Raw genomic sequence first — 24,498 nt, 5'->3', positions numbered from 1 at the left:
ATGGTTACGCGGCAACAGGTGGTTGACGAGGCGCGGACCTGGATCGGCACGCGCTGGCAACATCAAGGACGGCTCAAGGGCGTCGGCGTCGACTGCGCCGGTCTCGTCGTGTGCGTGCTTCGAAATGTCGGATTGGAGGTAGAGGACGTCGAGGGATATTCGCGCCGGCCGGATGGCTCGCTGCTCGATATCGTGCGGCGTCAGACCGAAGCGACTGCAGATTGGAGGGCTGGAGACGTGGTGCTTATGCATTGGGATAACGATCCATGCCATCTTGGGATCCTGACCAGTCCCAGCACGATCATCCATGCCTACGCAATGGCCCGCGAAGTCGTCGAGCATGATCTTGACGATCATATGTGCCGCCATATAACGTGCGTGCGCCAAGTTCGCGGGGTGGACTGATATGGGCCAGTCTCTTGGCTTGGTTCTTGGCGTCGCCGGCGCTGTCGTCGGTGGGGTTTTAACGGGCGGCGCGTCTCTGGCGATTCAAGCTGGTTTTTTGGCGGGAGCAGTGCTTGGTGCAATCCTGACGCCGCACAAGCTTCCCCAACTTCCAGACATTCGTGTTCAGGACGCGGCATACGGCAAGTACATTCCGCGCGTCTACGGCAAATATCGGCTTTCCGGAAATGTGATCTGGGTTGGGCCCGCGCACGAACATAGCCAAGGTGGGAAGGGCATGGGCGGCAAGGGCAACCAGCCGTATGTGACGATGAGCCTTGCTGTTGCCATCTGCGCTGGTCCGATCGCCGCCGTAACGCGCATCTGGGCGAATGGCAAGCTGATTTACGACATCACCAATCCGTCGAACTTCCAGGCGATCTCTGGCTCAGCCCAGATGGTGACGAACTTCATCGTGTATCCCGGTGATGAGAGTCAAACGGCTGACCCAACTATGCAGTCGTATCTCGGGGCTGCCAATGTGCCGGCGTATCGCGGCCTAGCGTATGTCGTCTTCAACGAGCTGAACCTGCAAAACTGGGGTAACTACCTGCCTTCGCTGTCGTTCGAGGTCGTAAAGTCCGGAACGCCGACCTTCGTGAAGAGCGGTGCGCAGGTGCCGAACTCGCCCGGCATGGTGCCGGCTCAGGTGGGCACGGTCTCGCGCAGCATCGGCTCTTACATGGATAACTCCGGTACCGTATGGGGTTGGCAGTACGGCCTGACTGTGCCGGGCCTGACGACCATCACCGGCCAGCCGTTCAAGATGACGCCCAACGGCACCGAGTGGATGATGCCGCCGGTCAACCTCGGCCAAGGGTTCCCGATACCGTACGGCCACTGCCAGGACGACCAGGGGATCCTGTGCTCGGATGGGCTGTTTCGTAAGAACAACGGCGACGTGTTGAGCATCGGAATGACCTTCAGCCCGGTCACGGATCAGACCTATATCAAGGCTGGCGGCAAGATCTACGTGACTAGTTTTCTCGGGACCACCGTCGGGCCCGTGTATATCATCACGCCGGTGCTGCAGATCGCCGCCTCCGTGGTGCCACCGACCATCATCACGGGTGCATGGACCGGCGACTGCCTGTTTTTGCTGGGCGTCACGGCGAACTACATCTACGCAGTGTCGACGAACGGCGCGAACCAGTACTGCCTACTCCGCCTGGACATGCTTGGAAACCTCGTGGCAGTGCTGGACGGTCCGAGCTTCACCAAGTACAGCGCGCTGACCGTGGGTCAGGTCATCAATGACAACCTCATCTACTACAACGGCGGGAACGGTCACGTATGGCAGTGGACGCCGCAGGCCGGTTCCGTCGACACGGGCATGCCCGGCAGTAGCTCCGGTAACCAGTCGCTGCTCAATGTCGTCTCGCCCGGCAACATCGTCTTCTTCTCGGACTTTGCTTTCGGCACCACCTTCGGCGCACAGGTACTCAACCCAAACGCATCAGATCTTCAATTGTCGTCGGTCGTATCCGCTGAGTGCAACTACGCAGGTCTGCAGAACTCTCAATTCGACGTTACGCAGCTAATAGACGGTGTGATGGGATATGCTATCACCGGCAACTCCTCGCCGCGCGATGCCCTTGCGCCGCTCATGGCAACGTACTTCTTTGATGCTTGCGATACCGGTGGGCCGTTGAAATTCGTACGCCGCGGCGGCGCGCCAGCGTTGACGATCCCATGGTCTGATCTTGGCGCTGATTCAGACCATCAATCCCATAATGCGCAGAACCCGATACAAGAGACAATCACGCATGAATTCGAACTTCCTCGCAAGATGTCGCTTTCATATGCATCTGCCAATACCGATTACAATCCCGGATTGCAGCCGGAGATAATGCCGCAAACGACATCTAATCTTGACGAATCGGCCAACGTTCCTATCGTGTTTGCCGATAACGATGCCAAACTGCGCGTGCAGGCCATGTTGTGGGAGAGATGGATAAAGCGAAAATCGTTTCAGTTTTCGGTACAACTGAAATATCTTCCGCTCGAGCCTGGCGATGTCGCAACGGTAGTTAATCAATTCGGTACTTCGATTGACCTTCGCATCACGAAGATCGTGAACGATGGCAAAGGCTCGCTGAGCATATCGGCAGATCCCAGCGTGCCGCAGATATACCCCAACCCAGCTACATACGTCGCTCAGGGCGGCGTGTCGGCTGGCTTCACTCAGCAGAATGTCCCATACAATGGGGGCACGCTGTTGCGACTGCTTGACGTGCCGCCGCTGCGCGATCAAGACACGACGCCGGGCCTATATCTGGCGGCGGCAGGGTTCAGCAACGCGTGGCCCGGTGTTGCGGTTGACATCTCGCGCGACGACGTGAACTTCTCCCAACTGACGTCAATCACGTCGCAGAGCGTCATCGGGCAGACCACGTCAGCGCTAGGCGGATACGCGGGCGGAAACTTTCCAGACGAGGGAAACGCGCTGACGGTTCAGCTGTACAACACGTCGCAGACTCTGTCGTCGGTTCCGTACGCGTCGTTCCTCAACGGTGCAAACGCAGCGCTCGTCGGGAGCGAGCTGATTTACTTCCGCACGGCGACGCAGACCGGCGCCGGCGCGTACACGCTCACTGGGCTTGTGCGCGGTGTCAAAGGCACAGGGGCGGCGATCGGGAGCCACACGTCAGGCGAAACGTTCGTGCTGCTCGATGCGACGAAGCTGGTGCAGGTTGGGATAAACCTGACCGATATCGGGCAGCCGCTGTACTTCGAGCCTTTCCTGCTGAACATCTTCGGGAACACGCCGGGCAGCGTCACGCAGGTGACGCCGGTCCGCGCGCGCGTGAAGCCGCTCGCTCCGTACCTGCTCGCAGCAGGGAAGGGAAGTGCGAGCGGCGCGGCCGGCGATGTGACGTTGAAGTGGATCCGTCGCGCGCGCGTGGGCACGTCATGGGTGAGCGGCACCGACGTGCCGCTTGACGAGTCGGCCGAGACCTACAACGTCACCGTGCTAAACGCCGGCGGGGCGACCGTTCGTCAGCTCACGGTGTCGGGGCCATTCACGGCGCCGGCGCAGCCGACGTGGGTGTACACGGCGGCGCTGATCGCAGCTGACGGCTTCACGACCGGGAGCACGATCACGTTCCAGGTGTACCAGAACAGCGACCAGGGCGTTCCGGGATACGTCTCGACGACTGCCATCACCATCTAAGGAATCGAAATGGCTGACTTCTCCGGTAGCGCGCCGATCGACCAGATCAGCTCAACGCAGGCGAACAAAGAGCTGACGATGAACGCTCTTACGGACGCCGCCAGCCCGGCCATGATCTGGGGGCGGCACGCCTCCGCGACATTCGGCCTGACGTGGGGATACTACGGCGGCCGCTTCGTGGACAGCACCGGCACGGCCCACGCGATCGCCAACGGCGCGATCACGCTCGGCGCGAGCACCACGACCTACATCTACGCCGACAACGTGACCGGGGCCGTCTCGTCGAACATGACCGGCTTTCCGGCGGGAAAGGTGCCGTTGTATTCGGTCGTCACTGGCGCGTCGGCCATATCGAGCTGGCTTGACTACCGCAGCTACCAGCCGTCCGCCGTCGGCTCGGGCTCCGGCGGGATGGGCCTCGCGGGCGGCACCATCAAGACGGCGGCGTACACGTTCGTCAGCGGCGACAAGGGCCAGTGCCTGATCATGAACAGCTCCGGCGCCGTCTCCCAGCAACTGAATGCCGCGTCGTTCGGTGCTCAGTGGTGGGCTGCGTGTGAGAACATCGGCGCGGGCACGATGACGCTGACCGTGCCGACCGGCACGAAGCTCGACGGCGTCACGAACGGAACGCTGGCCGTGCCGACCAACAACGGGGTGACGTTCTTTACTGACGGGACGGACGTCTACACGATTCGCGGCATTGCCGGGTCGGGAGGCGGCGGAGGCATGACCAACCCGATGACCACTGCCGGCGACATTATCATTGGCGGCAGTGGCGGCACGCCGCAGCGCCTCGGCATCGGGTCCACGGGGCAGGTGATGATGGTCGCCAGCGGTGCGCCGGCGTGGGCCAGCGTCAGCGGCGCCGCGCTCACGCCGTTTGTGCTGGCGGGCATGGCCTCATCCACCCAGTACAAGCCGACTGGCGGCTATACGGTTGGCACGGTGCTCGTCGTGAAGAACGGGTCGCTGCTGACCCCCACCATCGACTTCACGGCGACGGACGGCGTCAACGTGAACTTCTCTGTCGCCGTCAAGACCGGCGACCAGATGCTGTATATCGGGATGCCCTCCATCGGTGGCGCCGGGACGCAGAAGGACGCGCAGGGTTTCTACCTGGCGAACTACCCGACCACCTCCGGGTTCACGCTCAGCCAGTCGACGAGCCTGTCCGGCAACGCCAGCATGAACAACCTCGCCAGCGGCCGAGGCTTCAACATCGTCGTGCCGTGCCAGAGCTCGGCCGACAACAACGCGTTTGTGAACAAGGCGGTCCCCGGCGGCTCATCGTGGACCATGACCGCAATGCTCGTGCCGATGGTGCCGCCCGGCAACGCCAGCAACTACAGCCTCGCCGTGCAGGACGCGTCGGGAAAGATCGTCCTGTTCGGATTCGATGCATTCGCGGTCAAGGTGACCTACGGGAAGTGGGCCAGCATCAACTCGTTCACAGGGCGGACGGGGTACTCGGCGTACCCGCTGCCGCCGGGCGTCCCCGTGTGGATGAAGCTGAGCTACACCTCTGGTGGCAACTTCGTCTTCTCGCTATCGGCCGACGGTGAGACGTTCGCGCAGATGCTAGCCATCAGCGTCACGGATTACATATCCACGCCTTCCGTGTGCGGCGTGTGGGTCGACCACAACCTCGGCAGCACCAGCGCCACGACCCAGATCGCCGTCTCGGTCATGAGCTTCGCGGCGGCCTAACCCAATTTGCACAGGTGCAATTATGACCATCACCAACGCGGAAATCGCGGCGCGGCTCGCGGACAGGTTCGCCATGACGGCGAACGACGAGCTGGTGCGCCTTTATCCGGACGAGGCAGGCGGGTTCGTCGACGGGAACTTCGACTCGTGGCAGGTCGGCACGTCGTTCAGCATCAGCGGTCAGACCAAGACGTACACGGCCGACATGTGGTACTGCGACGCGGGGTTCTCCGGCGTTGCCACGGTCAGCCAGGACACGCGCACGCTGGGAGGCGAGCCGTCCGGCATGACCCGGCCTTCGAAGTACCGCCTCAAATTTCAGCAGACGACGTCGGCCAGCATCGAGTCGCGTATCGGGCAGGCGCTCGAGAGCGTGGCGCAGTACAACGGGCAGAGCATCACGGTGTCGTACTGGTTGCAGTCCGACGTGAACATGAACGTGGTCAACGTCAACCTGATCCAGAACTTCGGCACGGGCGGGTCCCCCTCGTCTACGGTCACGACCACGAAGGCCGTGACCTGGGCAGTCACCACGACGGAGAAGCGCTTCAGCGTCAGGTTGGACGTCCCCAGCATCAGCGGCAAGACGCTCGGCACCAATGGCAATGACTACCTCGCCGTGGAACTCCGCACGCAAACCGGGCTCACGTTCACCCTGTACGTCGATCAGGCGCAGATCGACGTGTGCGGCAGCGCGGCGAGCAGCGATACAACCGGCGCGGGCGGCACGCCGCAGCCGTTCCGGTACCGAGGGCCGGCTTTGGAGATGATGCGCGTGTTGCGCTCCCTATGGGTGTTCAATATCCCGGCCTTCGGAGCGTTCAACACGTGCGCCATTCAAACGACCACCCGGGGGTACTCCACCATTCAGTACCCCGTCACGATGAGAAAGGCGCCAGCCATAGCGCTTACTTCTGGCGCGCTTCAAATCACTGCGGCAGGCTCGGCGTTCACGGTCACGGCGTTCAGCTCAGCGAACGTAGGGCCGCTAAACGGCATCATCCTGACTGACGTCGCATCAGGACTGACAGTGGGGCAGGCCGGCTACATACAGTCCGGGAGCGGTGGCGCAGTACTGACTTTTGACGCTCGTCTGTGAGGAGGCCGCCATGTTCAAGCAATACCTAAACCCGTTCACCGGTCAGGTCGACCCGGACGTCATCCTGTACACGGACCCGGACGGCGTCGTCTGGACGGTACCGCGCGGCCACCGCATCTGGACCGAGATATACGAACCGTGGCTCGCGGCCGGGAACACGCCGCTGCCTGCATAAGCAGAACAGAACGATCACACACAAGCCGCCTTCGGGCGGCTTTTTTATTGCGGGGTGCGTATGGGCGACGAAATTGATCCGGTCGAATTCGGGAAGGTTCTGGCTCGGCTCGACGAACAAGACAAGCAGATCGCCGAGATGCGTGGCGATATCAAACGGCTCCTCGCGATGGCGAATCAGGGGCGCGGTGGCCTGCTGATGTTGACGTCGATCGGTGCTGTCGTGGGCGGCGTGTTGACGTGGCTGATTCAGCACATTCCGTTCGGGAGGTAGCCGTGCAACTGACCGCCAACATCATCGCGTGCGGTTGCGGCGCGACGCCGGCGCGCGCGGACGCGATGCTCGCGCCGATTCAGGCGGCGTGCGATCGCTTCTCGATCAGCGCGTCGAACCTGCGCGTCGCGGCGTTTCTCGCGCAGATCGGTCACGAGTCGACCGGCCTGTCGCAGTTCGCTGAATCGTTCAACTACAGCGTGGCCGGGCTGCGCGCGACGTTCCGCAGGATGACGCCGGCGCTCGCCGCGTCGCTCGGCCGGCAGCCGGGCGCGCCGGCGCTACCGCTCGCCACGCAGCAGAAGATCGCGAGCATCGTCTATGCCGGCCAGATGGGCAACGGCGACGCCGCGAGCGGCGATGGCTGGCGATACCGCGGCTCGGGGATGCTCCAGCTCACATTCCACGACAACTTCGAAGCGTTCGGCACTGCGTGCGGGATCGACGCGGTGGGGAGCCCCGATCTCGTGCGCAACGATCCGGCGACTGCCGCGCTCGCGGCCGCCTGGTTCTGGTTCACGAACGGATGCAACACGCTGGCCGACGCGCGGTCGTTCGACTCGATCACGCGGCGCATCAACCCGGCGATGGCCGGCGCCGATCAGCGGCGCGCGCTGTACAAGGCGTCGTGTGCGGCGCTCGGCATCCTCTGAACGACGAAATCACCCACCGGCCACTGGCCGAAACATGAAGGAGCAGCCATGAACCAAACGTCCCCGGCCGCAACCGGTACCGCTGGCGTTGTGATCGCGGCGATCGTCGCGATCATCACGCCCATCAATCAACATTTCGGGCTCGGCTTGACCGCGCAAGACGTCGTGTCGATCGCTGGCGGCATCGTCGTCGCGGCCCATTGGCTTGGCGAGCTGTATGCCGCCAAGTCGACGCAGAAGGCGCAATGATCCGGCATGCCGTCATAGCCTCGATGCTCGCTTCGGTGGCCGGATGTGCCGGCACCGCCACGTATTCGGTGCATCCCTTCTATGAGCCTGGTCTAGGCCGAATGGTGTGCTGCGAGGCGCTCGCCTTCAACGGCAAGGACATCGCCGCACTGCAGCTCGATGTCGTCACGTCGCCGGATGGCACCGTGACGATCCACTTCCAAGAGTCCGGCGTCGGCGCAACTGCGCCGGCCGCCGCGCAGGGTGCAGTCGTCTCGAATGTCGCGACGGCTGTCAGTAACGCGGCGGCGGCCGCGATCAAGTTCTACCCCAAATAGGGAAATCTCTCCCTCAATCAAGGAGTTTTACCGTGAAGAACCTCATGCTGCTTGCGGCAGGCATTGCCGCGTCCGTTTCCATCCTCGCCGGCTGCAAATCGGCACCCGCGCTCACGTTCCCGCAACAAGTTGCGATCGCGTGCGGCGCGGCGAATGGCGAGATCGCCATTCTGAAGGCCGATGGCGTATTCACCGGTGGCGCGGCCACCACGCTGGATAAGACCGTCAAGCCGGCAATCGCGAAGGCGTGCGCGCTTGGCGCGACTGTGACGACGCCTGACCTTCAGACGATCGTCAACGACACGTTGCCGGCGATCAAATCGCTGGTCGACGCGTCGTCGCTCCCGAACAAGGCAGCGGCCGATGCTGCGATCGACACGGCAATCCTCGCGTTCAATGTGGCGATCTCGATGAACCAGGCGGCCGCAACGCCGCCGGCGGCAGCGTCCACGTCGCTCGCCGGGAGCGCGCTGCAATGAACGGGCGGCGCGTCTATGGCAAAGCTCCGCACGAGCTTGAACCGGGCGATTACGGTCGCTGGGATGCTGATAAGGGCAACTGGTATGCGTGCGTTCCGGATGGGAAGTGCGCAAACCTGACCGCTCATCACGTTGTCGAGCATCCGGACGGTTCGATCACGGTGAGTCCGTCGATTCTCGTCACACAGACCGGCGAGACGCCGCCGGAGTGGCACGGCTGGCTCGAGCGTGGCGTGTGGAGGTCGGCATGACGAAACCGATCCGCGTCGCTCTCAGCGGCAGCGGCTTTCGCCTCGGCGCGCACCTTGGCGCGCTGCAGGCGATCGTCGACGCCGGATACACCATCGTCGAGCTCGCCGGCACGTCCGGCGGCTCGATCATCGCGGCCCTGTTCGCCAGCGGCATGCCGCTCGACGTCATGCGCGAGATCCTGATGGATCTCAACTGGTCTCGCATGATGGGATTCTCGCCGTGGGCACTCATCCAGCACCAGGCGCTGTGCTCGGGTGACGCGCTGCTGCAGTACCTGACGAAGGTCACGAACGGCAAGACGTTCGCGCAGATCGAAGTCGAACTGAAGGTGATCGCAGCTAACCTGCTCACCGAGCGCGAGTTTCAATTCTCGAAGGAGACGACGCCCGACGTGCCGGTCGCGCTGGCGGCGCGCGCTAGCGCGTCGATCCCGATCGTATTCGCTCCGGTCGAGGTGGCCGGCGGCCTGATGGTCGATGGCGGAATGTGTGACAACATCCCGGTCAGCGATCTCACGGTCGATGGCGTTCCGCGCGTCGGGATCTATCTCGAGTCCGACGATGCGCCACTCCCGCCTGGCGCATATGGCTTCGGCACGCTTGCGCCGCGGATGATCGACATCATGCTCGCCTCGAATGAGGATTCGCATGTCGCGCTCGATATGGTCAACGGCGCTACGATCGTGCGCGTGCCCACCGGCTACGCCAGTTCATTCGACCGACACATGGCAGTCGCCACGCGGCAGCGCCTCTATGACGACGGATATGCGACGACGTCGGCGGCAATGATTAATATCGCGCAGTCGTCACCTGTCTGACGCCACGCTGCCGGCCGGGCGCGGCCGAAATTCCGCATCGGCCCATGCGTAGACCTTTTCCCGAAACGGAATCTCAATCGCTCGGTTAAGTAGCCTCGCCAGCGCGATCGACGCAGCGAGAAACAGTGCACCGGCAACTACATGTCCGATCGAGGTACGCCATGTTCTGGATATCGCTATTAGGATTGGGAGCAGTACTGCATGGCCCAGATATAGCGAATACGAGAGACTGCCGAGATATTGTGCCGGCCGCGTGCGTAAAATGCGTGAGACCGGCCCGGTATCTCGGCTCATTGACGCAATCGCCATGGCGAACACGGCCGGAGCAAAATACACCGACCCATATGCGTGATTTGCGAATAGCATAAGCGACATGGCCGCGGTGAACGCAACGATCTGAACGACTGGTCGTGTCATTGCGACGACCGGCGCGGCATTTCGATGCTCCGCGATCAGCGCCCCCAGAAAAAATCCAGCGAGACACCGAGCCCATCCGTAGTCGTACGTCAACGAGAAACAAAATAGGCGCGCTACGCAGTCATTCGAATGCGCTGCTGCCCAGACGGCAGTCGTATAGCCTATCCCGGCGAGCGCCAAGTACGCCATCGAGCGTGCGCGGCCGCGCACCAACAGGCACACAACTCCGAATAGCACATAGACGTAAAACTCGACGCTGGTGCTCCAACTCACCAGCGAGCCGACGAAGTGATCATAGATCGGCAGCCCATGCAACATGAGGATGAGGCCAATCGCTTCTCCAGTATTCGGAAACGACAACTTCACATTCTCAGCGCCCAAGGCGAGCGCGGCCATGCCGAATGCGCTCGGTAGGATATAGAACAGTGCGTTCGTGACGATATGCGTAGGCCATAGGCGACCGGCCCGACGAACTAGGAAATGCGCCAGTTCGGCGCCGCTGGCGACGCGCTTCCCGTACGCTCCCGCGATTACGAATCCGCTGAGCACGAAAAATAGGTCGACGGCCAGATAGCCGTTCCGCGCGAGCCCCAACTCTGGCAGGCTAATTTGCATATGGAACAGAACGACAAAAAGCGCGGCAACGCCGCGCAAGCCCTCCAGGCCAGTGATTGTCCTGTTCACCTAGTGCCTCTTCGCAAATATCAGTATTTCCCCGTATTTTTTGGTTTATAGATGAGGGTAGGCTATGCCGCAATACGACTAGGGAAAATCACTAGGCGACCCAAGAAGTAGACTCGGGGAAAGCGATGAAAACAAAAATTGAGGGGGCGTACGCGATCGCGTGGGCTATGACGATAGTAATGTTCGCGATCGACTTCATCGCGATGCCCCACGTCGGCTTATCGATCAGCCCAGCGTGGAGTCCAAGATTTACGAAGTTGTGCGTGATATCGGCGCTGTTGTGTTACGCCCTGTTTGAACTCCAGCGCATTCCTCGATATAAACCCGTCGCAGAAAAATTCCGGTGTCGCGACCTCTCAATCATCATTTTTTCCTTGCTGACGATTGCCGTGTATGGGCAGGCAGCCACGATCACCTCATACATTGCCGCCGCGATTGGGCGTCCGACAGTTCAGGATGGCCTTCTCGCGCTCGAGCAGACATTCGGATTTGACTGGTTGAAGACGTACCACTGGATCAGCGAATTTCGCGGCCTGCAACTGATATTGCGGATCGCGTATGAGAGCGCTTTCCCCCAGATGATCGGATTTTGCTTTCTGTTCGGGCTTCTGAGACGAAGGCAAGAGCTTTGCGAAATGATATTGATTTTCGTCTGTTCGCTCGCGATAGTGCTTCCCATCTCCGCTGTGTATCCCGCCGCCAGCCCATTTGTCCATTTCGGAATAACCGACCCTGGTACTGCGTCGCAGGTGTCGGATTTCTACAACGTTCGAAATGGGCAGTTGAGAGTGGTGGACCCGTTCGCGGTCCAAGGCATCGTGTCGATGCCGTCCTTCCACACGGTGCTCGCGCTGATGCTCATCTACGTCATGCGAAATTTCCGCGTGCTCTTTGGTGTGGCATTGGGTATCAACTTGGTGATGCTCGCGTCGACGTTCTCGATCGGCGGTCACTATCTTGCCGATATCGGAGCGGGCGCGATCATGGGCATCGCGACAATCTGGTGGGTGCGCCGCTGGTTCTCGGTTTATGCGCCGCAGAAGTGGCCGGTGCTCACCAACTGATGGAGTCTATGAGGTGCCCTTCGTGGCTCTAGTCTGGGGACAGCTCAAAATCCGCCATTCCTCTTCAACTTGAGCAGCAGCTCGCGGCCGACGTCGGTATAGTCGGCCATTTGCCGGCCGGCGCATCGTTTGTTCCACGGGCCGGCGTCATCCATCGAAAAGTGAAATCCTTTCGCATCGTCCATCTGCCATACCGAGTACCCGCGGTTCATGCCACCGAAGCCATTTTTCGATGCGTACTCGAGACAGGCCGTGATGGATTTCGATGAATTGACCACGCCGACGCTAGAGACCGTCATCGACGCCTGATCACGCATTGCATCGAAGGTCTTGCCGATGACGCCAAGAACGGCCATCTGTTCGGCGCTGGCGCGCTCTTGCCCCATTTGGGTCGACGGCCGGCTCGTGCGCGCCGCTTCGGTGGGTTGCGTCTCCGAGATTGTTTGCGGGTCGCCCCCGCTATCGTGTGGTGGCGCGAAGAGATGGCGCCCAAGGCTCGCAACCACGACGATCCCGACGATGGTCAAGGCAAGACCAATTTGCTTCCTGTTCATGCCATCCCCGCACATTGCGTTATTGTGAACCTGATGCTACGCGAAAACGCCGCCCGCGAGCAGGGATGCGCCGGTTCGAGTCATATTCGGATTTTCGAAATATCTCCCCACAAATTCCCCACGCATCCTGAATTATGCCGCTAACCAAATGAGTTCGAGTCCGGCCTCACGCACCACATATACTCCCAAGCAATCCCATGTTTGGCCAAAAAGCCCCGTCAGTCAGATACTTGCGGGGCTTTTTGTTGCCAGCGTTGCGCAGCGTTTCCAATTGACACCCACGGAACCCCGGGGCATCGTCGGGGGCAGTTTTCCTGATCTGGGGCATCGAAATGCCCCCTCGCTCAAATGCCCCTTACCGATGTCGCTGTCCGTGCGGCCAAGCCCCGCGAAAAGTCGTACAAGCTGGCCGACGGCCAAGGCATGTATCTCGAGGTCATGCCGAACGGCTCTAGATACTGGCGGTTGAAGTATCGCATCGACGGCAAGGAGAAACGGATGGCCCTCGGGGTGTCCCGGCCGTCACCTTGCTGGCTGCTCGGAAGGCTCGCAACGAGATTAAAGGCTTCGCTCGCTAAGGACGCTGCACCACCGGACCTATCAAGACGCTGCAAGCCATCGTCGCTTCCGACATCGTCTGAATCTGCTGAAAGCCGGGCCGGAACAGGTCGTGCCTGGCGATCCCGAACAGGTCTGGGTAGCCGACATCGCATCCTTGCCGACGGCGGATCGGTTTGCGCAGTTGCAGTGGATACGTACTGGTCTAGCGCAAACCCGACCTGTCTGTCCTGCTGCTGAAAATGCTGCTGCGTCAGGATCAGGCCCTCGTACCATAGTGGCTTCTCAATTCGCATGGTTTCTCGTGCGGCAGGGCGCTATTTGATGAAGCAGCGTAACCTATAAAAGAAATTTCATGAAAGACGCGATCAATCTCTACAAATAAATGTGATTTCTCGCACCAGTAACCATCACCCTACAAGGAAATAAAGACCAGCCTATCGGGCGTGAGGGAGGAGGCGATGGTCTGGCGAAAATATTTTTAAGATAATTGACCGACCGAGTCTAAAAGAAGAGCGTTTATATTTAACGATTTGTGACATTTAAGTTGAAAGACGCATGTGGTGTGTTTTTGCGCATCCCAGGCTTGCCGCGTATAAGTTCCTTGAGATTTCGCCGTACGAGCGGGGATAACATGATGAAGTATCGATCAGGCACGCATGATGGCGGGCGAGCTTATCTCGCTGTACGCGCATAAACTAGGCACCAAGATCTTCTCAAAAGGAAAAATCGAGCTGCAAGCGCAGCGCGCTGCAATGGATCTCTATGCCGACGATCAATTGCACGTGTCGAGCCCCAACGAGAATATGCTTGTAACGCTAAGACGAGGGAAATGGTGGCCGGCGGCGGTGCGTCAATGACCATCGAAAACGGAAATGTCGTCTTCATTGTCCGGCCGACTTCCGCATTAGAGCAGCCTCGTTCATGTTCGAAGGGCGCAGCCATACCTCGTTCGACTTGCCGCCACTCCGGGTGAGCGACTACCGGCCTAACGCCAGATACAGCCACACACAGTAACGATCATGATTATCAGCCCACCCTTTTTGCCCGAAGCTGGGCTCGTTGCCCCGACCGGGACGAACCCTGATCCGATGATGGACGCAGTGGACCAGTTCGAATGTGCACACGGCATCTATCCGATCGCCTTTGATCGCCGCTGGCATTGCGGCGTACATCTTCAGCCCAGCACGCAGGGCAAGGTGTACGCGATTGCAGACGGCGAGGTCGTTGCTTATCGCATCTGTCAGCATGGGATTGACGAGGGCACGACCGATCCGAAATTTCCCTTGATCAGCAATGCGGGATTTGTGTTGCTCAGGCATACGACGGAGACCGGTGAAGGCCGCACGCTGGCGTTCTATTCGCTGTATATGCATCTGCTATCGCTGAACGAATATGGAAAGGCCGGAGCGAGCGACGCCGATCTGCCGGAATTCCTGCGCAAGCCGACTGGTCCGACGGCCAGGGGCCAGGTGACGCCTGCGGTTTCGGGAGACGGTAAGAAGGTCCGGCGCAAAGACGTGCTCGGGTGGCTCGGCCAGTACGAGGGCATGCCGCATTTGCATTTCGAAATCTTCATGCTGCCGGCGGATTTCGACGCATATTTTGGACGCACGCAGCTGGGCAACAGCATACCTACCCCGTCGACTGGAACGGACTGGTGGGGGCACGCGTATTTCATTATTCCGGCAGGCAGCACGTTTCGTCGTCTGCCCGAGAAGATCGACACTCACAACAAGTTGAGCGGAATCGAATTCAAGCCAGGTCAAGAGGGCTCGAACTCATCCCTGCCGCTGCTGGTCGAGACCTACTTCAGCCTCGGCTCGAAATACACCAATGTCTGGACTGTTGCACAAGACGGCACCCGTACGCTGCTCACGCCGCAACCCGTCGAGGAAAAGGGCTACGAATACGATCTGTACAAGCGTGCTACGGCACTCTATCCGTCATGTCCAAGCGACGGCTACGAGCTGCTGCGTTTTGGTCGCATCCTCTCCCCGTCCCCAAAGCTGGCGGAAAATGAGTGCGTAACGTGGATCAAGGTCAATTGGGCCTCAGGCAAGGTCGGCTACATAGATGTGAATGATGCAAGTATCCACAAGTTCTCTGATGCAGACTTCCTGGCCTTTACGGATTGGCAGAAAGTCAGTGAGGGCAATACGCCGTTCGATAGTGACGGGATGTGTGATCTGGATGTGCTGAAGAAAATAGTGAATGATGCTGCCCCGCATGAAGTATCAGCGGAGCCAGGGGAAGCGACGGAAGCACACAAGGCCAGGGTACTCTCGGCCTATGTCAAAGGTAACGACCAGGTGCGGCGCCAGTTACGCGGCTTTGTCTGCAATGCGCCGAGCGAATGGGATAGTACAGAGAACGAGGAGCGCTATGCAAGACTGCTCGATGAGGGTGGGTTCTATCACGGCAACGATAAGGGCTACAACGATTTCATGAAGCACCTGAAGGCCGTTCAGTTTTGGAAAAACACTGGACTACCGGCAGGGCAGAAGCTGTGGTTTTTTCATCCCCTTGCGTTTATTCGGCATTTCAGAAAGTGTGGGTGGTTTTCGGAAGCCGAGCTATCCCAGATCTACCCAGAATCAAAGTATCGGGCCGTTGGAAAAATAGGGAAAGAGTATAAAGAGAAATATCGCCTCGAAATCAATGCTGTCGCTAGAAAGTACGGACTAAATGATTCGGTCAGATATTCTCATTTTTTCGGTCAATGCGCGGTTGAATCATTTTACATGATGGCTCCAAGGGAGAGCTCGATATCGGTCGGTGTCGCCATTAAGAAAAATCACATCTCAGTCATGCCGGAAGAGCATGGCTATCTACGATCCCCTCCAGCCTCGGCGGCAGATGTTGAAAGTTTTTTGCGCTATGAGGGGATGTTGTCTCTTGGAAACACGGATGCAGGGGATGGTGTGAAGTTTCGAGGCAGAGGGTTTAAGCAGCTTACGGGTAGATATAATTATTCCGAGTACTGGGTTTATCGTGGTTGGCTCAAGTCAAATTCTTACAATCACGCTTGGTTTAAGAAAAATCCTAATGGGAATTTTCTTACTGGGCCTGAAATTTTAAACCCGGAGTTCGCTGGAAATGATGCCTACGCGGCCGTCGATACTGCTGGGTTATTTTGCGTCAGATATCTTGTCACGAAAGCTGCCGATGGCGGGCTCACGGAGGCGGTGTCTGCGGCAGTCACAAAAATTGTTAATCCTTATGATAAAAAGAGTCCTCCCTTGCGTTGGAGGGAAACTTTTGATGCAAGTAAGGTGGTGGGGGAGTGGCTGTGAAACGACATATTTTTTTAATTGCCGCAATATTGCTATCGACGAGCGCGATGGCTGAGACTGCGATTGAGTCATGTGATGCTTTGTTTTCTGCGAAAAGTAGTCATGGTTTACTCATTGTTGAGCGTGCAGGTAAAGTAGTGGGCGCGTCGAAGATCGACCATGAGATTGATGGCGGGGCGTTCAGCAATGACGATTCGTTGTTGATTATTTACGGCCTGCCTAGAAATGTAAGTGGGAGAAGCCCTCAAAGAACATTCCTTTCCATTTTTAGGGTCAATCGCGTGAGTCTTTTCATAAAGGAGGAGTACGAGAGTCGGGTTTACGACGTTTCATTCAGCGTCGATCAGAGAGTGGCTGTTGTCGATAGTAGATTTGGGGTTGATGTTATCGACTTGGTCAAGCGGAAGTCGACGTTTTATGATCCGACTTACACTCCGGATTTTGCGACTCAAAAATGTGAAAGGTAGTTTTCGGATAAGGAGTCAAGCATGTTTTACCTTCATGCTCCGATCTGCAATGAACAAGGCATATAGCTTGATGCATTGTGTCCTTGATTTGCTTGATGGGTCATCAAAAAGAAAAAATCTCAGATTCGAAAGATGAAAAAACTCGAGCACTCTGGCGAAGTTGCCGGTGGTTCATCGAAGAGACTGCTGCGTGGCAATGAATTGATGGTTGAATTCAAGTTCGGCCTCATGCACCAGAAGTTGAACGTGCCCTGTCGGAGCCGTTCGCGAAAAAGCGCTGCGGGCGGCTAACCGCAGCGCTTTTTTGTCGATGTCGATTTCCTCGTCAAGCATTCGGACCTCGTCCGAACAATCGGCCGCGTGTAATATCGTGTGCGCTTTTCATACAAGACGCACAACCACACCGAGGGGCCACCGATGAAACCCACCGTACGCATCCCGATTTCCGTTCTGGCGCTGATGCTGGCCGCACCAGCCATTGCCAATACGCCCGCCGACAACATCGCCTGGAGCGCCCAGCCCGTGAAGATGGCTGCATCGTCGTCCGCCTGCTCCGCATACTCGGGGCGCGTGATGTCGAGCGGTGAGTCGCTGTCGACCGAGGGTGTGCTGAAAGCGCTCGGCACGTCGCTGGCCGGCGCCGCGCTAGGCGCTGTCGTCGGCGGATATCAGGGCGCAGCCCCCAATCCGTGCGCGCGCCCTGGCCTGTGATTCGCTCGCAAGCCGATCGCGGACTGCGCCGCTTCAGTTGAAACAAGCACGATATGAAGCGCTACGCGTCGCCTGACCGCGGCGCTTCGCCATTTCCGCCGCGCCTATTCCCAAAAGCTGCGGATCGCGACGGCCACGATCACCGGCACCGAGAACACCAGCGGAATCGCGAAATACTGCGCTTCGCGATCGACGATCCAGCTATAGATTACCCACGCCGCGCCGATCGCGAACGTGATGAGGCCGACCGTCACGGCGGCGATGTTCAGGGCCAGCTTCGACGGCTGGCGGCGCGTTTTGGCGTTGTCGTTGTTGTCGCGCGGGGACGATTTCATCGGAAGAGTGCGGCCTCGTGCCGGAACAGGGGTAAAGACACAGGAAACCCCATCCGCACCGATCGCGCAAGGGCCGGCACGGGCCGGCCCCGTCACGTCCGTTCCCGCGCGTTACAACCCGAACGACGCGGCCAGTTCGTCGAGCAGTGCGCGCTGGAACGCGACGAACCGCTCGCCCGGCTGCTGCGCGATCGCGAGGTCGAGCATCGGATCGGCGACCTCGGTGCGAATGCCGGCCAGTTCCTCGACGATCGCGAGCCCGCAGAACGGCACGTACGCCTCCGAATAGCCGCCTTCGTGAACGATCACCAGTCGCCCGCCGCAATGGCGCTGCGCGGCTTCCTTCACCGCGAGGGTCATGAACCGGTAGCTGTCGGTATGCAGCTGCATGCGCGCGAGTGGATCGACCGCGCTCGCATCGAGGCCGCTCGCGACGACGATCAGCTCGGGGCGGAAGCGCACGAGCGCCGGCAGCACGATCCGCTCGAACGCATGGCGATACGCATCGTCGCCGCTGCCCGCGAGCAGCGGCACGTTCAGGTTCGCGCCGATGCCCGCGCCTTCGCCGCGATCGTCCGCACCGCTGTAGCCGGGCGGGAAGCAGCGGTCCTGGTGCAGCGAGATCGTCAGCGTATCGGGATCGTCGTAGTAGATCGACTGCGTGCCGTTGCCGTGATGCACGTCCCAGTCGATCACCGCGACGCGCTCGATGCCGTGCTTCGCGCGCGCGGCTTCGATCGCGATCGGGACGTTCGCGAGCAGGCAGAAGCCCATCGGGCGGTCGCGCAGGCAGTGATGGCCGGGCGGCCGCGACAGCGAGAACGCGTTCGCCGCGCGCTTGCCGACGACGGTGTCGACCGCCGCGATCGCGAGGCCGGCCGACAGCGCGGCGATCTCGTAGCTACCCTTGCCGAACGGCGCGAGCTCGCCGAGGTCGCCGCCGTTCGCGTCGCTCAGCGCGCGGAACGCGTCGAGATAGTGCGCGGGATGAATGCGCAGCAGGTCGGCGGCCGTCGCGGGCTCGGCGCCGCGCAGGTCCAACTGCGCGGCGAGGCCCGATGCCTGCACGAGCGACAGGAAGCGGCGCTTCGAATCGGGCGATTCCGCGTAGCCCGCGCTCGATGGCGGCTGGACCCAGCCGCCGACCGGAAAGAACAGCGCGTGCGTGCCGCCGGTATGCCAGAAAGTGCGTTCGTCGGTGAAGAAGGCAGTGCGATTCATGGATGCGTGACCTGTCACGGTTGGGAGGAAACAGAAGAACGGCGATCGACGTGGCGCAGCGCGGCGAACGACACGATCGCGACGGCCGTCGCGGCCGCGAACAGCGCGCGCATCGTGCCGCCGGCGTCGAGCATCAGGCCCGCCAGCAGCGGGCCGGCGGCGAGCCCCGCGCCGATCACGAAATTGAGCGTCGCGACGAGGCGGCCCGACGTGTCGATCTGCGCGACGGTCGCGAGGATGAACGGCAGTACGAAGGTCCACGCGAACTTGAACACGAAGATCGCCGCGCTGTAGCCGCCGGTGTCACGTAGCGCGGCGAGCGCGACGAGCGACGCCGCGAGCAGCCCGTAACCGGCCGCCAGCATTGCGCGCCGCGCGAGCCGGCCGCCCGCGCACGACGCGAGCGCCGCGCCGGCGATCCCCATCACGCTCGCGATCGCGAGCACGTTGCCGGTCGACTGCGGATCGAGCCCGGCCTCGGCCGCCGCGCGGCTCGCGAACGTCCACACGCTGCCGATCGCGAGATAGAACGTCAGCACCGCGGCGATGGCGAGTACGACGAAGCGTCGCGGCGTTCGCGGTGCGTCGCTGCGCGCGGTGTGCGCGGATGCCGTCCGCATGCCGAGCGACGATGGAAAGCCGCGCGACAGCGGCGCCGCGAGCAGCGCGAGCGCGGCGAGCCCGACGTACAGCGCGCGCAGCCCGAATGCGGCGAACACGTGCGGCAGCACGAACAGGCCGATCGCGCCCGCGATCAGTTGGCCGACGACCCACAGGCCGTACACCCGGTCGCTGTTTTTGCTCGTCGCCGCGCTCGTCATGCAGAGCACCATCAGCGAGCCGCCGCCGAGCGCGGTGAAGGCGCGCAGCGCGAGCAGCGCGGCAAAGCCCGGCATCCAGAGCGCGGTCAGTAGGTTGCCCGCGCCGAACACCGCGATGGCGAACGCGGCGACGCGGCGCGCGTCGATGCGACCGAGCCACAGGTACGACGGCACGGTCGCGACGCTGAACGCGCCGAGTTCGACGAAGAAGTAGATGCCGATTTGCGACGCGGACAAACCGAGCTGCGTCGCCAGCCGACCGGCGACGGCGGGCGCCACGAGCAGCAGCAGCGGCGTGATGGCCGCGAACACGACGAGCGCGACGAGGGTCGCACGAGCGAATGTCGATGCGCGGCCGGGCGAGAGGGCGGCATCGGAGGACAAGGTTTTCATGGCGGGATCTCGTTGACGGAATCAGAACAGGTGGTACATGCCGACCATCGCGCCGAACTGCGACGCGCCGGCGAGCGGCGTCGGGTCGTATTCGTAGACGGTCTGCGAACTCTGGCCGCTGTTGCGCGCATAGCCGAGGTTCGCGTACGCGACGGTGCGTTTGGACAGCGCGTACGTGGTGCTCGCGATGAACAGCGTCGGATGGCCGATCGCCGGCGTGCGCGAATCGGTGTGGTAGACGCCCGCGTTCAGGCCGATTCCGTTCGATGTCAGGTAGCGCGCGCCACCCCAGACGATCGTGCGGGCCGCGTCGAGGTCGCCGGTCAGGCGCTCGACGCCCGCATACACGCTGAGCGGCAGCGTCGCGAATGCATAACGCGCGGCGAGCGTGCCGAGTTCGCGACGCCGCGCAGACGCGTCGGCCGCCGCCGATACGTCGCCGTGCGCCTGATGCAGCACCGCGCTGACCGACAGGCCGTTGCTCGTGTACTGGCTGCCGAGCTCGAGCACGCGTCCGGCGCGCGTATTGCCGGCGACGCCCGAGGTCGCGACGAGCGCCTCGACGTCGAAGCCGGCGAACGTCGGCGACTGGTATTTGACCGAGTGGTCGATGAAGTTCGCGCTCATCGGCACGAGCACGCCCTGACCGCTGTACGACGCATACCAGAGCGGGTCGTAGAACAGCGTCTTGTCGAACAGCACGCTGAACTGGCGGCCGAGCGTGACGGTGCCGACCGGCCCGGCGATCCCCACATATGCGCCGCGGAAGAACGCGTAGCCGGGCACGGTCGCGGTGCCGTCATTGAGGTTGAGGCCCTGTTCGAGCTTGAACAGCGCCCGCCACCCGCCGCCGAGATCCTCGTGGCCCTTGATCCCGAACTGCGAAGGCAGGATGCCGTAGTTCTGCAACCGCACGGCCGAACGATGCCCGTCGGCGTGCGTCAGATATTGCACGCCGGCGTCGAGCGCGCCGTACAGCGTGAGGGCGGACTGCGCGTGCGCGGCGGCGCCGCATGCGGCAAGCGCCGCGGCGGCCGCGGCCGTGCGGATGAAGCGGGGTGTCGTCACGTCGGGTTCTCCATACCGTCCTGCATCGGTTTGTCGTTGGTGTTGTCGCGACGCAGTGTCCGCAGCGGGAAAACGGCCGAACAGTCGTCCAGATGAACGGTGCGGAAAACCCGCGACGCACGGCGCAAAGGCCCCGCGATGCCGCCGCGCGCGTTGCTGCGCAGCAGCAACCGGCGGCGCACCGTTCAAATGGATGGGGCTGGCGAGCGTTCCGGCGCCCCGGCCCGCCAAAAAAGCCGCTCGCTATAATCGGCCGGTGTCGTTGCGCACATCAGCAGCCCGACCGGGCAGGGGAGCGGAAGGTGAGGATCACGACGGATATCGGGCAGGATCTCGACGCGCTGCGCGACGTGCCGGCCGCCATCGTGCTCGACGAATTCGCGTGGCCGCCGCGGCCGTCCCGTCGCGCCGATTTCGACGGCGTCACGCGTGGCGACGCAGCGCAGCGCGCACTCGGCCTGATGCTGCTCGACCTGTACGCGGTGGCCGTGCAGTCCGCCATCGGCGAATTCGAGTACCGGTTCTTTTCGCTGCTGCAGGCGCTCATGCCGTTCGATGCCGCGTGGACGGGCGTCGCGACCCATCTGCCGACCGGCCCGGTGATGCACAACAGCTTTTTGTACCGGTTGCCGCACGCGTTCTTCAGCGACTGGAAGCGCGTGCGCGATTGCGATCCGCTCGCGCACCGCACGTTGCACGGCGCACACGGCCGCGCGGTGCGGCTGTCGGTCGTCGAGCCGGGGCTCGATGCGCGGTTTCGCGACTGGTGCGTGAAATACGGGCTCGCGCAACTGATGTTCGTGTGTACGCTCGATCGCCGCTTCGGCCTGACGACGTTCGTGTCGATCTACCGTCAGGGCCTGAACCGGCCGTTCGGCGACGACGACGCGCGTCGTTTCGAGGAGGTCATTCCGCATCTCGCGGCCGCATTGACGATCAATCGCGCCGCGCAGCTCACGCGCGAACGCGAGCGCGCCGACACGGTCGCGCCGGCCGCGCGTGCGCTGTGCGACAACTTCGGGGTGCTGCACCACGCCGATCACGGTTTCGACGACGTGCTGCGCACGGAATGGCCGGACTGGGCCGGCGCGCGCGTGCCGGAGCCGCTCGTCGCGTACCTGCGGCGCCACTCGGGCCGGCCGTTCGTCGGCGACGCGCTGCGCATCCAGTGCGTGCCCGTCGCGGGGCTGTTCCAGATCGACGCGCGGCCGCGCTCGCTGCTCGACCGGCTGAGCCCGCGCGAACTCGCGGCGATCCGCTATTACGGCGCCGGGCGTTCGCACAAGGAAGTCGCGCAGCAGATGGCGATCTCGCCGACCACCGTGCGCCACTACCTGCGCTGCGCGTACCGCAAGCTCGGCATGCACGACAAGAGCCAGATCGCCGGCATGCTCGGCGCGACCGGCGGCGCGACCGACGACGAAGCTGTGGAAGCCGGCGGCGTGCCGCGCTGAAGCGCACGAACGTGTGCCGGGCGGCGCGCACTGCGTTGCCAGAATGGTTGTGCCCGCAACCATTGAGCGTTATGCTCGTCAGCTCCCAGGAGACGGAATGCCATCATGAAGGACACGAATTCGGGGTCGGTGCGCACGGCGGTGGTCGGCGTCGGCGCGATCGGCGGATTGCTCGCGGCCGCGTTGTCGAGAGCCGGCATGACCGTGAGCGCGTACGCACGCGGCGCGACGCTCGATGCACTGAATACGCACGGCGTGCGCGTGATCGACGAGGCGGGCGCAATCTCGTCGGTGCCGGTGCGCGCCAGCGACGATGCGGCCGCGCTCGGCGTGCAGGACTACGTGGTGATCGCGCTGAAGGCACAGGCGCTGCCGGCGCTGGCCGCGCGCATCGCGCCGCTGGTCGGGCCGGACACCGTGATCGTCGCGGCGATGAACGGGCTGCCGTGGTGGTTCACGCACGGGCTCGAAGGGGCAATCGACGGCGTGCCGCTCGATGCGGTCGACCCCGCCGGCGCGGTGTCGGCCGCGTTGCCGCCTGCACAGGCGATCGGCTGCGTCGTGCACCTGTCGTCGAGTACCGATGCGCCGGGTGTCGTGCGTCGCGGGCGCGGCAACCGGCTGATCGTCGGCACGCCCGATCCGCGGCTCGACATGCCCACCGCGCGGTTCGCCGACGCGCTCTCGGCCGGCGGTTTCGACGTCGAATCGACGCGCGCGATCCGGACCGAGATCTGGACGAAGCTGTGGGGCAACATGAACATGAATCCGCTGAGCGCGCTGACCGGGTCGACGGCCGAGCAGTTGCTCGACGATCCGTTCACGCAGGATCTCGCGCTGCGGATGATGGAGGAGGCAGCCGCGATCGGCGCGAGGCTCGGCCTGTCCACCGGGATGAGCGGCCCCGAGCGGATCGCGGTTACGCGCAAGCTCGGCGCATTCAAGACGTCGATGCTGCAGGATTTCGAGGCGGGGCGCTCGCTGGAGATCGGGCCGATCCTCGGCGTGTTTCCGGAGCTCGGCCGCAAGCTTGGCGTGCCGACCCCGTACTGCGACGCGGTGCTCGGGTTGTTGCGCCAGCGCGCGGCGAACAGCGGGTTGTAGTGCGCACGGGGCGGCTGAATTCGCGGCCGCCGGCAACGCCGTCAACGCGACCACGCGGGCTTCGTGCGATGCCGGCCGCATGATGCAAAACGGGCCGCCCGGATCGCACGTGACGCGACCCGGGCGGCCTGTCTGATGCGTCGGATCAAACCTGCCGCCAGCGCTCGCCAATCCGGCGATGGCGGCCCGCCACGCGGCTCAGTCGTCGCGTTCGATCGCGTGCGTGACGACCTTGTCGAGCAGCCGCTCGAACGTCTGACGTTCGCTGTCGGACAGGCATGCGAGCAAGCCGTCGTTCCATTTGCGCACGATCGGCATGATCTTGCGATGCAGCGCGCGACCGTCGGTGGTCAGCGCGATCAGCACGATCCGGCCGTCTTCGTCGCTCGCGCTGCGCTCGAGCAGCCCCTGGCGCAGCAGCGCTTCCGCCGCGCGGCTCGCCTGGCTCTTGTCGAGATTGGTGTGGCGCGCGAGATCCATGATCGAGAACGGGCCGAATGCGCCGACGGCGGCGATCACGCGCGCCTCGGGCAGCGAGATGTCGAGCTTGTGCCGGTACACCTCGCCGATCCCGCGGTCGGAGCGCTTCGTGAGCGCATGGAGGCGATAGGTCAGAAACTGATCGAGCCCGGCTTGACGGCCTTTCATGTCGAATCCTGAAGAAAAAGGGCGGGCCCGATTGTTCCTGTATCGCGCGCTCGGGTCAAC

28 protein-coding genes and 1 pseudogene are annotated in these 24,498 nt (G+C 62.1%); 20 read left to right on the top strand and 9 right to left on the bottom strand.

Going from position 1 to position 24,498, the window contains the following annotated elements:
• The 12 genes from J8I33_RS15910 to J8I33_RS15855 are packed head-to-tail and all read left to right on the top strand — an operon-like array spanning position 1 to position 9,643.
• Positions 1 to 405 carry an NlpC/P60 family protein gene (locus J8I33_RS15910; RefSeq protein ID WP_209937779.1) on the top strand — a complete coding sequence of 135 codons (405 nt, stop codon included), beginning with the start codon at positions 1 to 3 and terminating at the stop codon, positions 403 to 405.
• Between the two features lies 1 nt (position 406).
• On the top strand, positions 407 to 3,619 hold the full coding sequence (locus tag J8I33_RS15905; protein ID WP_209937775.1) for a phage tail protein: 3,213 nt from the start codon (positions 407 to 409) through the stop codon (positions 3,617 to 3,619).
• A 9-nt stretch (positions 3,620 to 3,628) separates the two neighbouring features.
• On the top strand, positions 3,629 to 5,329 hold the full coding sequence (locus tag J8I33_RS15900; protein ID WP_209937767.1) for a hypothetical protein: 1,701 nt from the start codon (positions 3,629 to 3,631) through the stop codon (positions 5,327 to 5,329).
• A gap of 22 nt (positions 5,330 to 5,351) precedes the next feature.
• Entirely contained in the window at positions 5,352 to 6,428 is a 1,077-nt protein-coding gene (locus J8I33_RS15895; protein WP_209937760.1) for a hypothetical protein, read from the top strand.
• A gap of 10 nt (positions 6,429 to 6,438) precedes the next feature.
• Complete coding sequence (locus J8I33_RS15890) at positions 6,439 to 6,603, top strand: hypothetical protein (RefSeq protein WP_209937753.1); 165 nt, start codon at positions 6,439 to 6,441, stop codon at positions 6,601 to 6,603.
• Between the two features lie 60 nt (positions 6,604 to 6,663).
• On the top strand, positions 6,664 to 6,876 hold the full coding sequence (locus tag J8I33_RS15885; RefSeq protein ID WP_175683828.1) for a hypothetical protein: 213 nt from the start codon (positions 6,664 to 6,666) through the stop codon (positions 6,874 to 6,876).
• A 2-nt stretch (positions 6,877 to 6,878) separates the two neighbouring features.
• Positions 6,879 to 7,529: a glycoside hydrolase family 19 protein gene (locus tag J8I33_RS15880; RefSeq protein WP_348636017.1), complete on the top strand. Its 651-nt coding sequence runs from the start codon at positions 6,879 to 6,881 to the stop codon at positions 7,527 to 7,529.
• A gap of 48 nt (positions 7,530 to 7,577) precedes the next feature.
• Entirely contained in the window at positions 7,578 to 7,778 is a 201-nt protein-coding gene (locus J8I33_RS15875) for a hypothetical protein (protein WP_209937744.1), read from the top strand.
• Positions 7,775 to 8,095, top strand: a complete 321-nt coding sequence (locus J8I33_RS15870) for a hypothetical protein (RefSeq protein WP_209937736.1) — start codon at positions 7,775 to 7,777, stop codon at positions 8,093 to 8,095. Before J8I33_RS15875 ends, J8I33_RS15870 begins: the two co-directional genes overlap by 4 nt.
• A 32-nt stretch (positions 8,096 to 8,127) precedes the next feature.
• On the top strand, positions 8,128 to 8,574 hold the full coding sequence (locus J8I33_RS15865) for a hypothetical protein (protein ID WP_209937727.1): 447 nt from the start codon (positions 8,128 to 8,130) through the stop codon (positions 8,572 to 8,574).
• Entirely contained in the window at positions 8,571 to 8,825 is a 255-nt protein-coding gene (locus tag J8I33_RS15860; RefSeq protein ID WP_209937720.1) for a hypothetical protein, read from the top strand. Before J8I33_RS15865 ends, J8I33_RS15860 begins: the two co-directional genes overlap by 4 nt.
• Positions 8,822 to 9,643, top strand: a complete 822-nt coding sequence (locus tag J8I33_RS15855; protein ID WP_209937713.1) for a patatin-like phospholipase family protein — start codon at positions 8,822 to 8,824, stop codon at positions 9,641 to 9,643. The genes J8I33_RS15860 and J8I33_RS15855 overlap by 4 nt, the downstream gene beginning before the upstream one ends.
• Here J8I33_RS15855 and J8I33_RS15850 read toward each other — a convergent pair.
• The gene (locus tag J8I33_RS15850; RefSeq protein ID WP_209937706.1) at positions 9,632 to 10,744 is read right to left on the bottom strand and encodes an acyltransferase; all 1,113 of its coding nucleotides are present in this window, start codon (positions 10,742 to 10,744) and stop codon (positions 9,632 to 9,634) included. The two genes, J8I33_RS15855 and J8I33_RS15850, sit on opposite strands and share 12 nt — an antisense overlap.
• Positions 10,745 to 10,869: 125 nt before the next feature.
• Between J8I33_RS15850 and J8I33_RS15845 the strand changes: the two genes are divergently transcribed.
• The gene (locus J8I33_RS15845; RefSeq protein WP_209937699.1) at positions 10,870 to 11,808 is read left to right on the top strand and encodes a phosphatase PAP2 family protein; all 939 of its coding nucleotides are present in this window, start codon (positions 10,870 to 10,872) and stop codon (positions 11,806 to 11,808) included.
• Between the two features lie 44 nt (positions 11,809 to 11,852).
• Here the strand turns inward: J8I33_RS15845 and J8I33_RS15840 are convergent, their stop codons facing one another.
• On the bottom strand, positions 11,853 to 12,362 hold the full coding sequence (locus J8I33_RS15840) for a hypothetical protein (protein ID WP_209937693.1): 510 nt from the start codon (positions 12,360 to 12,362) through the stop codon (positions 11,853 to 11,855).
• Between the two features lie 348 nt (positions 12,363 to 12,710).
• On the opposite strand from J8I33_RS15840, the pseudogene J8I33_RS15835 reads away from it, so the two are divergent.
• From J8I33_RS15835 to J8I33_RS15820, 4 genes and pseudogenes are all read left to right on the top strand, one after another.
• Positions 12,711 to 12,913 (top strand): annotated as a pseudogene (locus J8I33_RS15835) (Arm DNA-binding domain-containing protein); the annotation flags it as partial.
• A 666-nt stretch (positions 12,914 to 13,579) separates the two neighbouring features.
• Positions 13,580 to 13,780 carry a DUF2345 domain-containing protein gene (locus tag J8I33_RS34480; protein WP_245172072.1) on the top strand — a complete coding sequence of 67 codons (201 nt, stop codon included), beginning with the start codon at positions 13,580 to 13,582 and terminating at the stop codon, positions 13,778 to 13,780.
• A gap of 162 nt (positions 13,781 to 13,942) precedes the next feature.
• Positions 13,943 to 16,216 (top strand): peptidase M23, encoded by a 2,274-nt coding sequence (locus J8I33_RS15825; protein ID WP_209937686.1) that lies wholly within the window; start codon positions 13,943 to 13,945, stop codon positions 16,214 to 16,216.
• Positions 16,213 to 16,683: a hypothetical protein gene (locus J8I33_RS15820; protein ID WP_209937678.1), complete on the top strand. Its 471-nt coding sequence runs from the start codon at positions 16,213 to 16,215 to the stop codon at positions 16,681 to 16,683. The genes J8I33_RS15825 and J8I33_RS15820 overlap by 4 nt, the downstream gene beginning before the upstream one ends.
• Positions 16,684 to 16,854: 171 nt before the next feature.
• Here J8I33_RS15820 and J8I33_RS15815 read toward each other — a convergent pair whose 3' ends face one another.
• Positions 16,855 to 17,016, bottom strand: coding sequence for a hypothetical protein (locus J8I33_RS15815; RefSeq protein WP_209937671.1), 162 nt, complete (start codon positions 17,014 to 17,016; stop codon positions 16,855 to 16,857).
• Positions 17,017 to 17,100: 84 nt separating this feature from the next.
• Between J8I33_RS15815 and J8I33_RS15810 the strand changes: the two genes are divergently transcribed.
• A complete protein-coding gene (locus tag J8I33_RS15810) occupies positions 17,101 to 17,394 on the top strand; it encodes a hypothetical protein (protein WP_209937665.1) in 294 nt (97 codons plus the stop codon).
• A 104-nt stretch (positions 17,395 to 17,498) separates the two neighbouring features.
• On the opposite strand, the gene J8I33_RS15805 is transcribed toward J8I33_RS15810, so the two are convergent.
• The 5 genes from J8I33_RS15805 to J8I33_RS34850 all read right to left on the bottom strand — a co-directional run bounded on the left by J8I33_RS15805 (position 17,499) and on the right by J8I33_RS34850 (position 21,402).
• Positions 17,499 to 17,729 carry a hypothetical protein gene (locus J8I33_RS15805; RefSeq protein WP_050013292.1) on the bottom strand — a complete coding sequence of 77 codons (231 nt, stop codon included), beginning with the start codon at positions 17,727 to 17,729 and terminating at the stop codon, positions 17,499 to 17,501.
• A gap of 111 nt (positions 17,730 to 17,840) precedes the next feature.
• Positions 17,841 to 18,950 (bottom strand): class II histone deacetylase, encoded by a 1,110-nt coding sequence (locus tag J8I33_RS15800; protein ID WP_209926821.1) that lies wholly within the window; start codon positions 18,948 to 18,950, stop codon positions 17,841 to 17,843.
• A 14-nt stretch (positions 18,951 to 18,964) separates the two neighbouring features.
• Positions 18,965 to 20,164: an MFS transporter gene (locus J8I33_RS15795; RefSeq protein ID WP_209926822.1), complete on the bottom strand. Its 1,200-nt coding sequence runs from the start codon at positions 20,162 to 20,164 to the stop codon at positions 18,965 to 18,967.
• Positions 20,165 to 20,185: 21 nt separating this feature from the next.
• Positions 20,186 to 21,232 (bottom strand): porin, encoded by a 1,047-nt coding sequence (locus tag J8I33_RS15790; RefSeq protein ID WP_209926824.1) that lies wholly within the window; start codon positions 21,230 to 21,232, stop codon positions 20,186 to 20,188.
• Positions 21,229 to 21,402 (bottom strand): hypothetical protein, encoded by a 174-nt coding sequence (locus tag J8I33_RS34850; RefSeq protein WP_235356189.1) that lies wholly within the window; start codon positions 21,400 to 21,402, stop codon positions 21,229 to 21,231. The genes J8I33_RS15790 and J8I33_RS34850 overlap by 4 nt, the downstream gene beginning before the upstream one ends.
• Before the next feature lie 132 nt (positions 21,403 to 21,534).
• Between J8I33_RS34850 and J8I33_RS15780 the strand changes: the two genes are divergently transcribed.
• Both J8I33_RS15780 and J8I33_RS15775 read left to right on the top strand, forming a co-directional pair.
• Positions 21,535 to 22,686: a helix-turn-helix transcriptional regulator gene (locus J8I33_RS15780; RefSeq protein ID WP_209926825.1), complete on the top strand. Its 1,152-nt coding sequence runs from the start codon at positions 21,535 to 21,537 to the stop codon at positions 22,684 to 22,686.
• Between the two features lie 105 nt (positions 22,687 to 22,791).
• Positions 22,792 to 23,790, top strand: coding sequence for a 2-dehydropantoate 2-reductase (locus J8I33_RS15775; RefSeq protein ID WP_124630787.1), 999 nt, complete (start codon positions 22,792 to 22,794; stop codon positions 23,788 to 23,790).
• A 198-nt stretch (positions 23,791 to 23,988) separates the two neighbouring features.
• Here the strand turns inward: J8I33_RS15775 and J8I33_RS15770 are convergent, their stop codons facing one another.
• Positions 23,989 to 24,438, bottom strand: coding sequence for a MarR family transcriptional regulator (locus J8I33_RS15770; protein WP_050013285.1), 450 nt, complete (start codon positions 24,436 to 24,438; stop codon positions 23,989 to 23,991).
• Between the last annotated feature and the right edge of the window lie 60 nt (positions 24,439 to 24,498).

Origin of the sequence: Burkholderia sp. AcTa6-5 (genome assembly GCF_017815075.1) — a bacterium.
In the GTDB taxonomy this organism is placed as follows: domain Bacteria; phylum Pseudomonadota; class Gammaproteobacteria; order Burkholderiales; family Burkholderiaceae; genus Burkholderia; species Burkholderia sola.
This window is presented reverse-complemented; position numbering and strand designations above follow the sequence as displayed.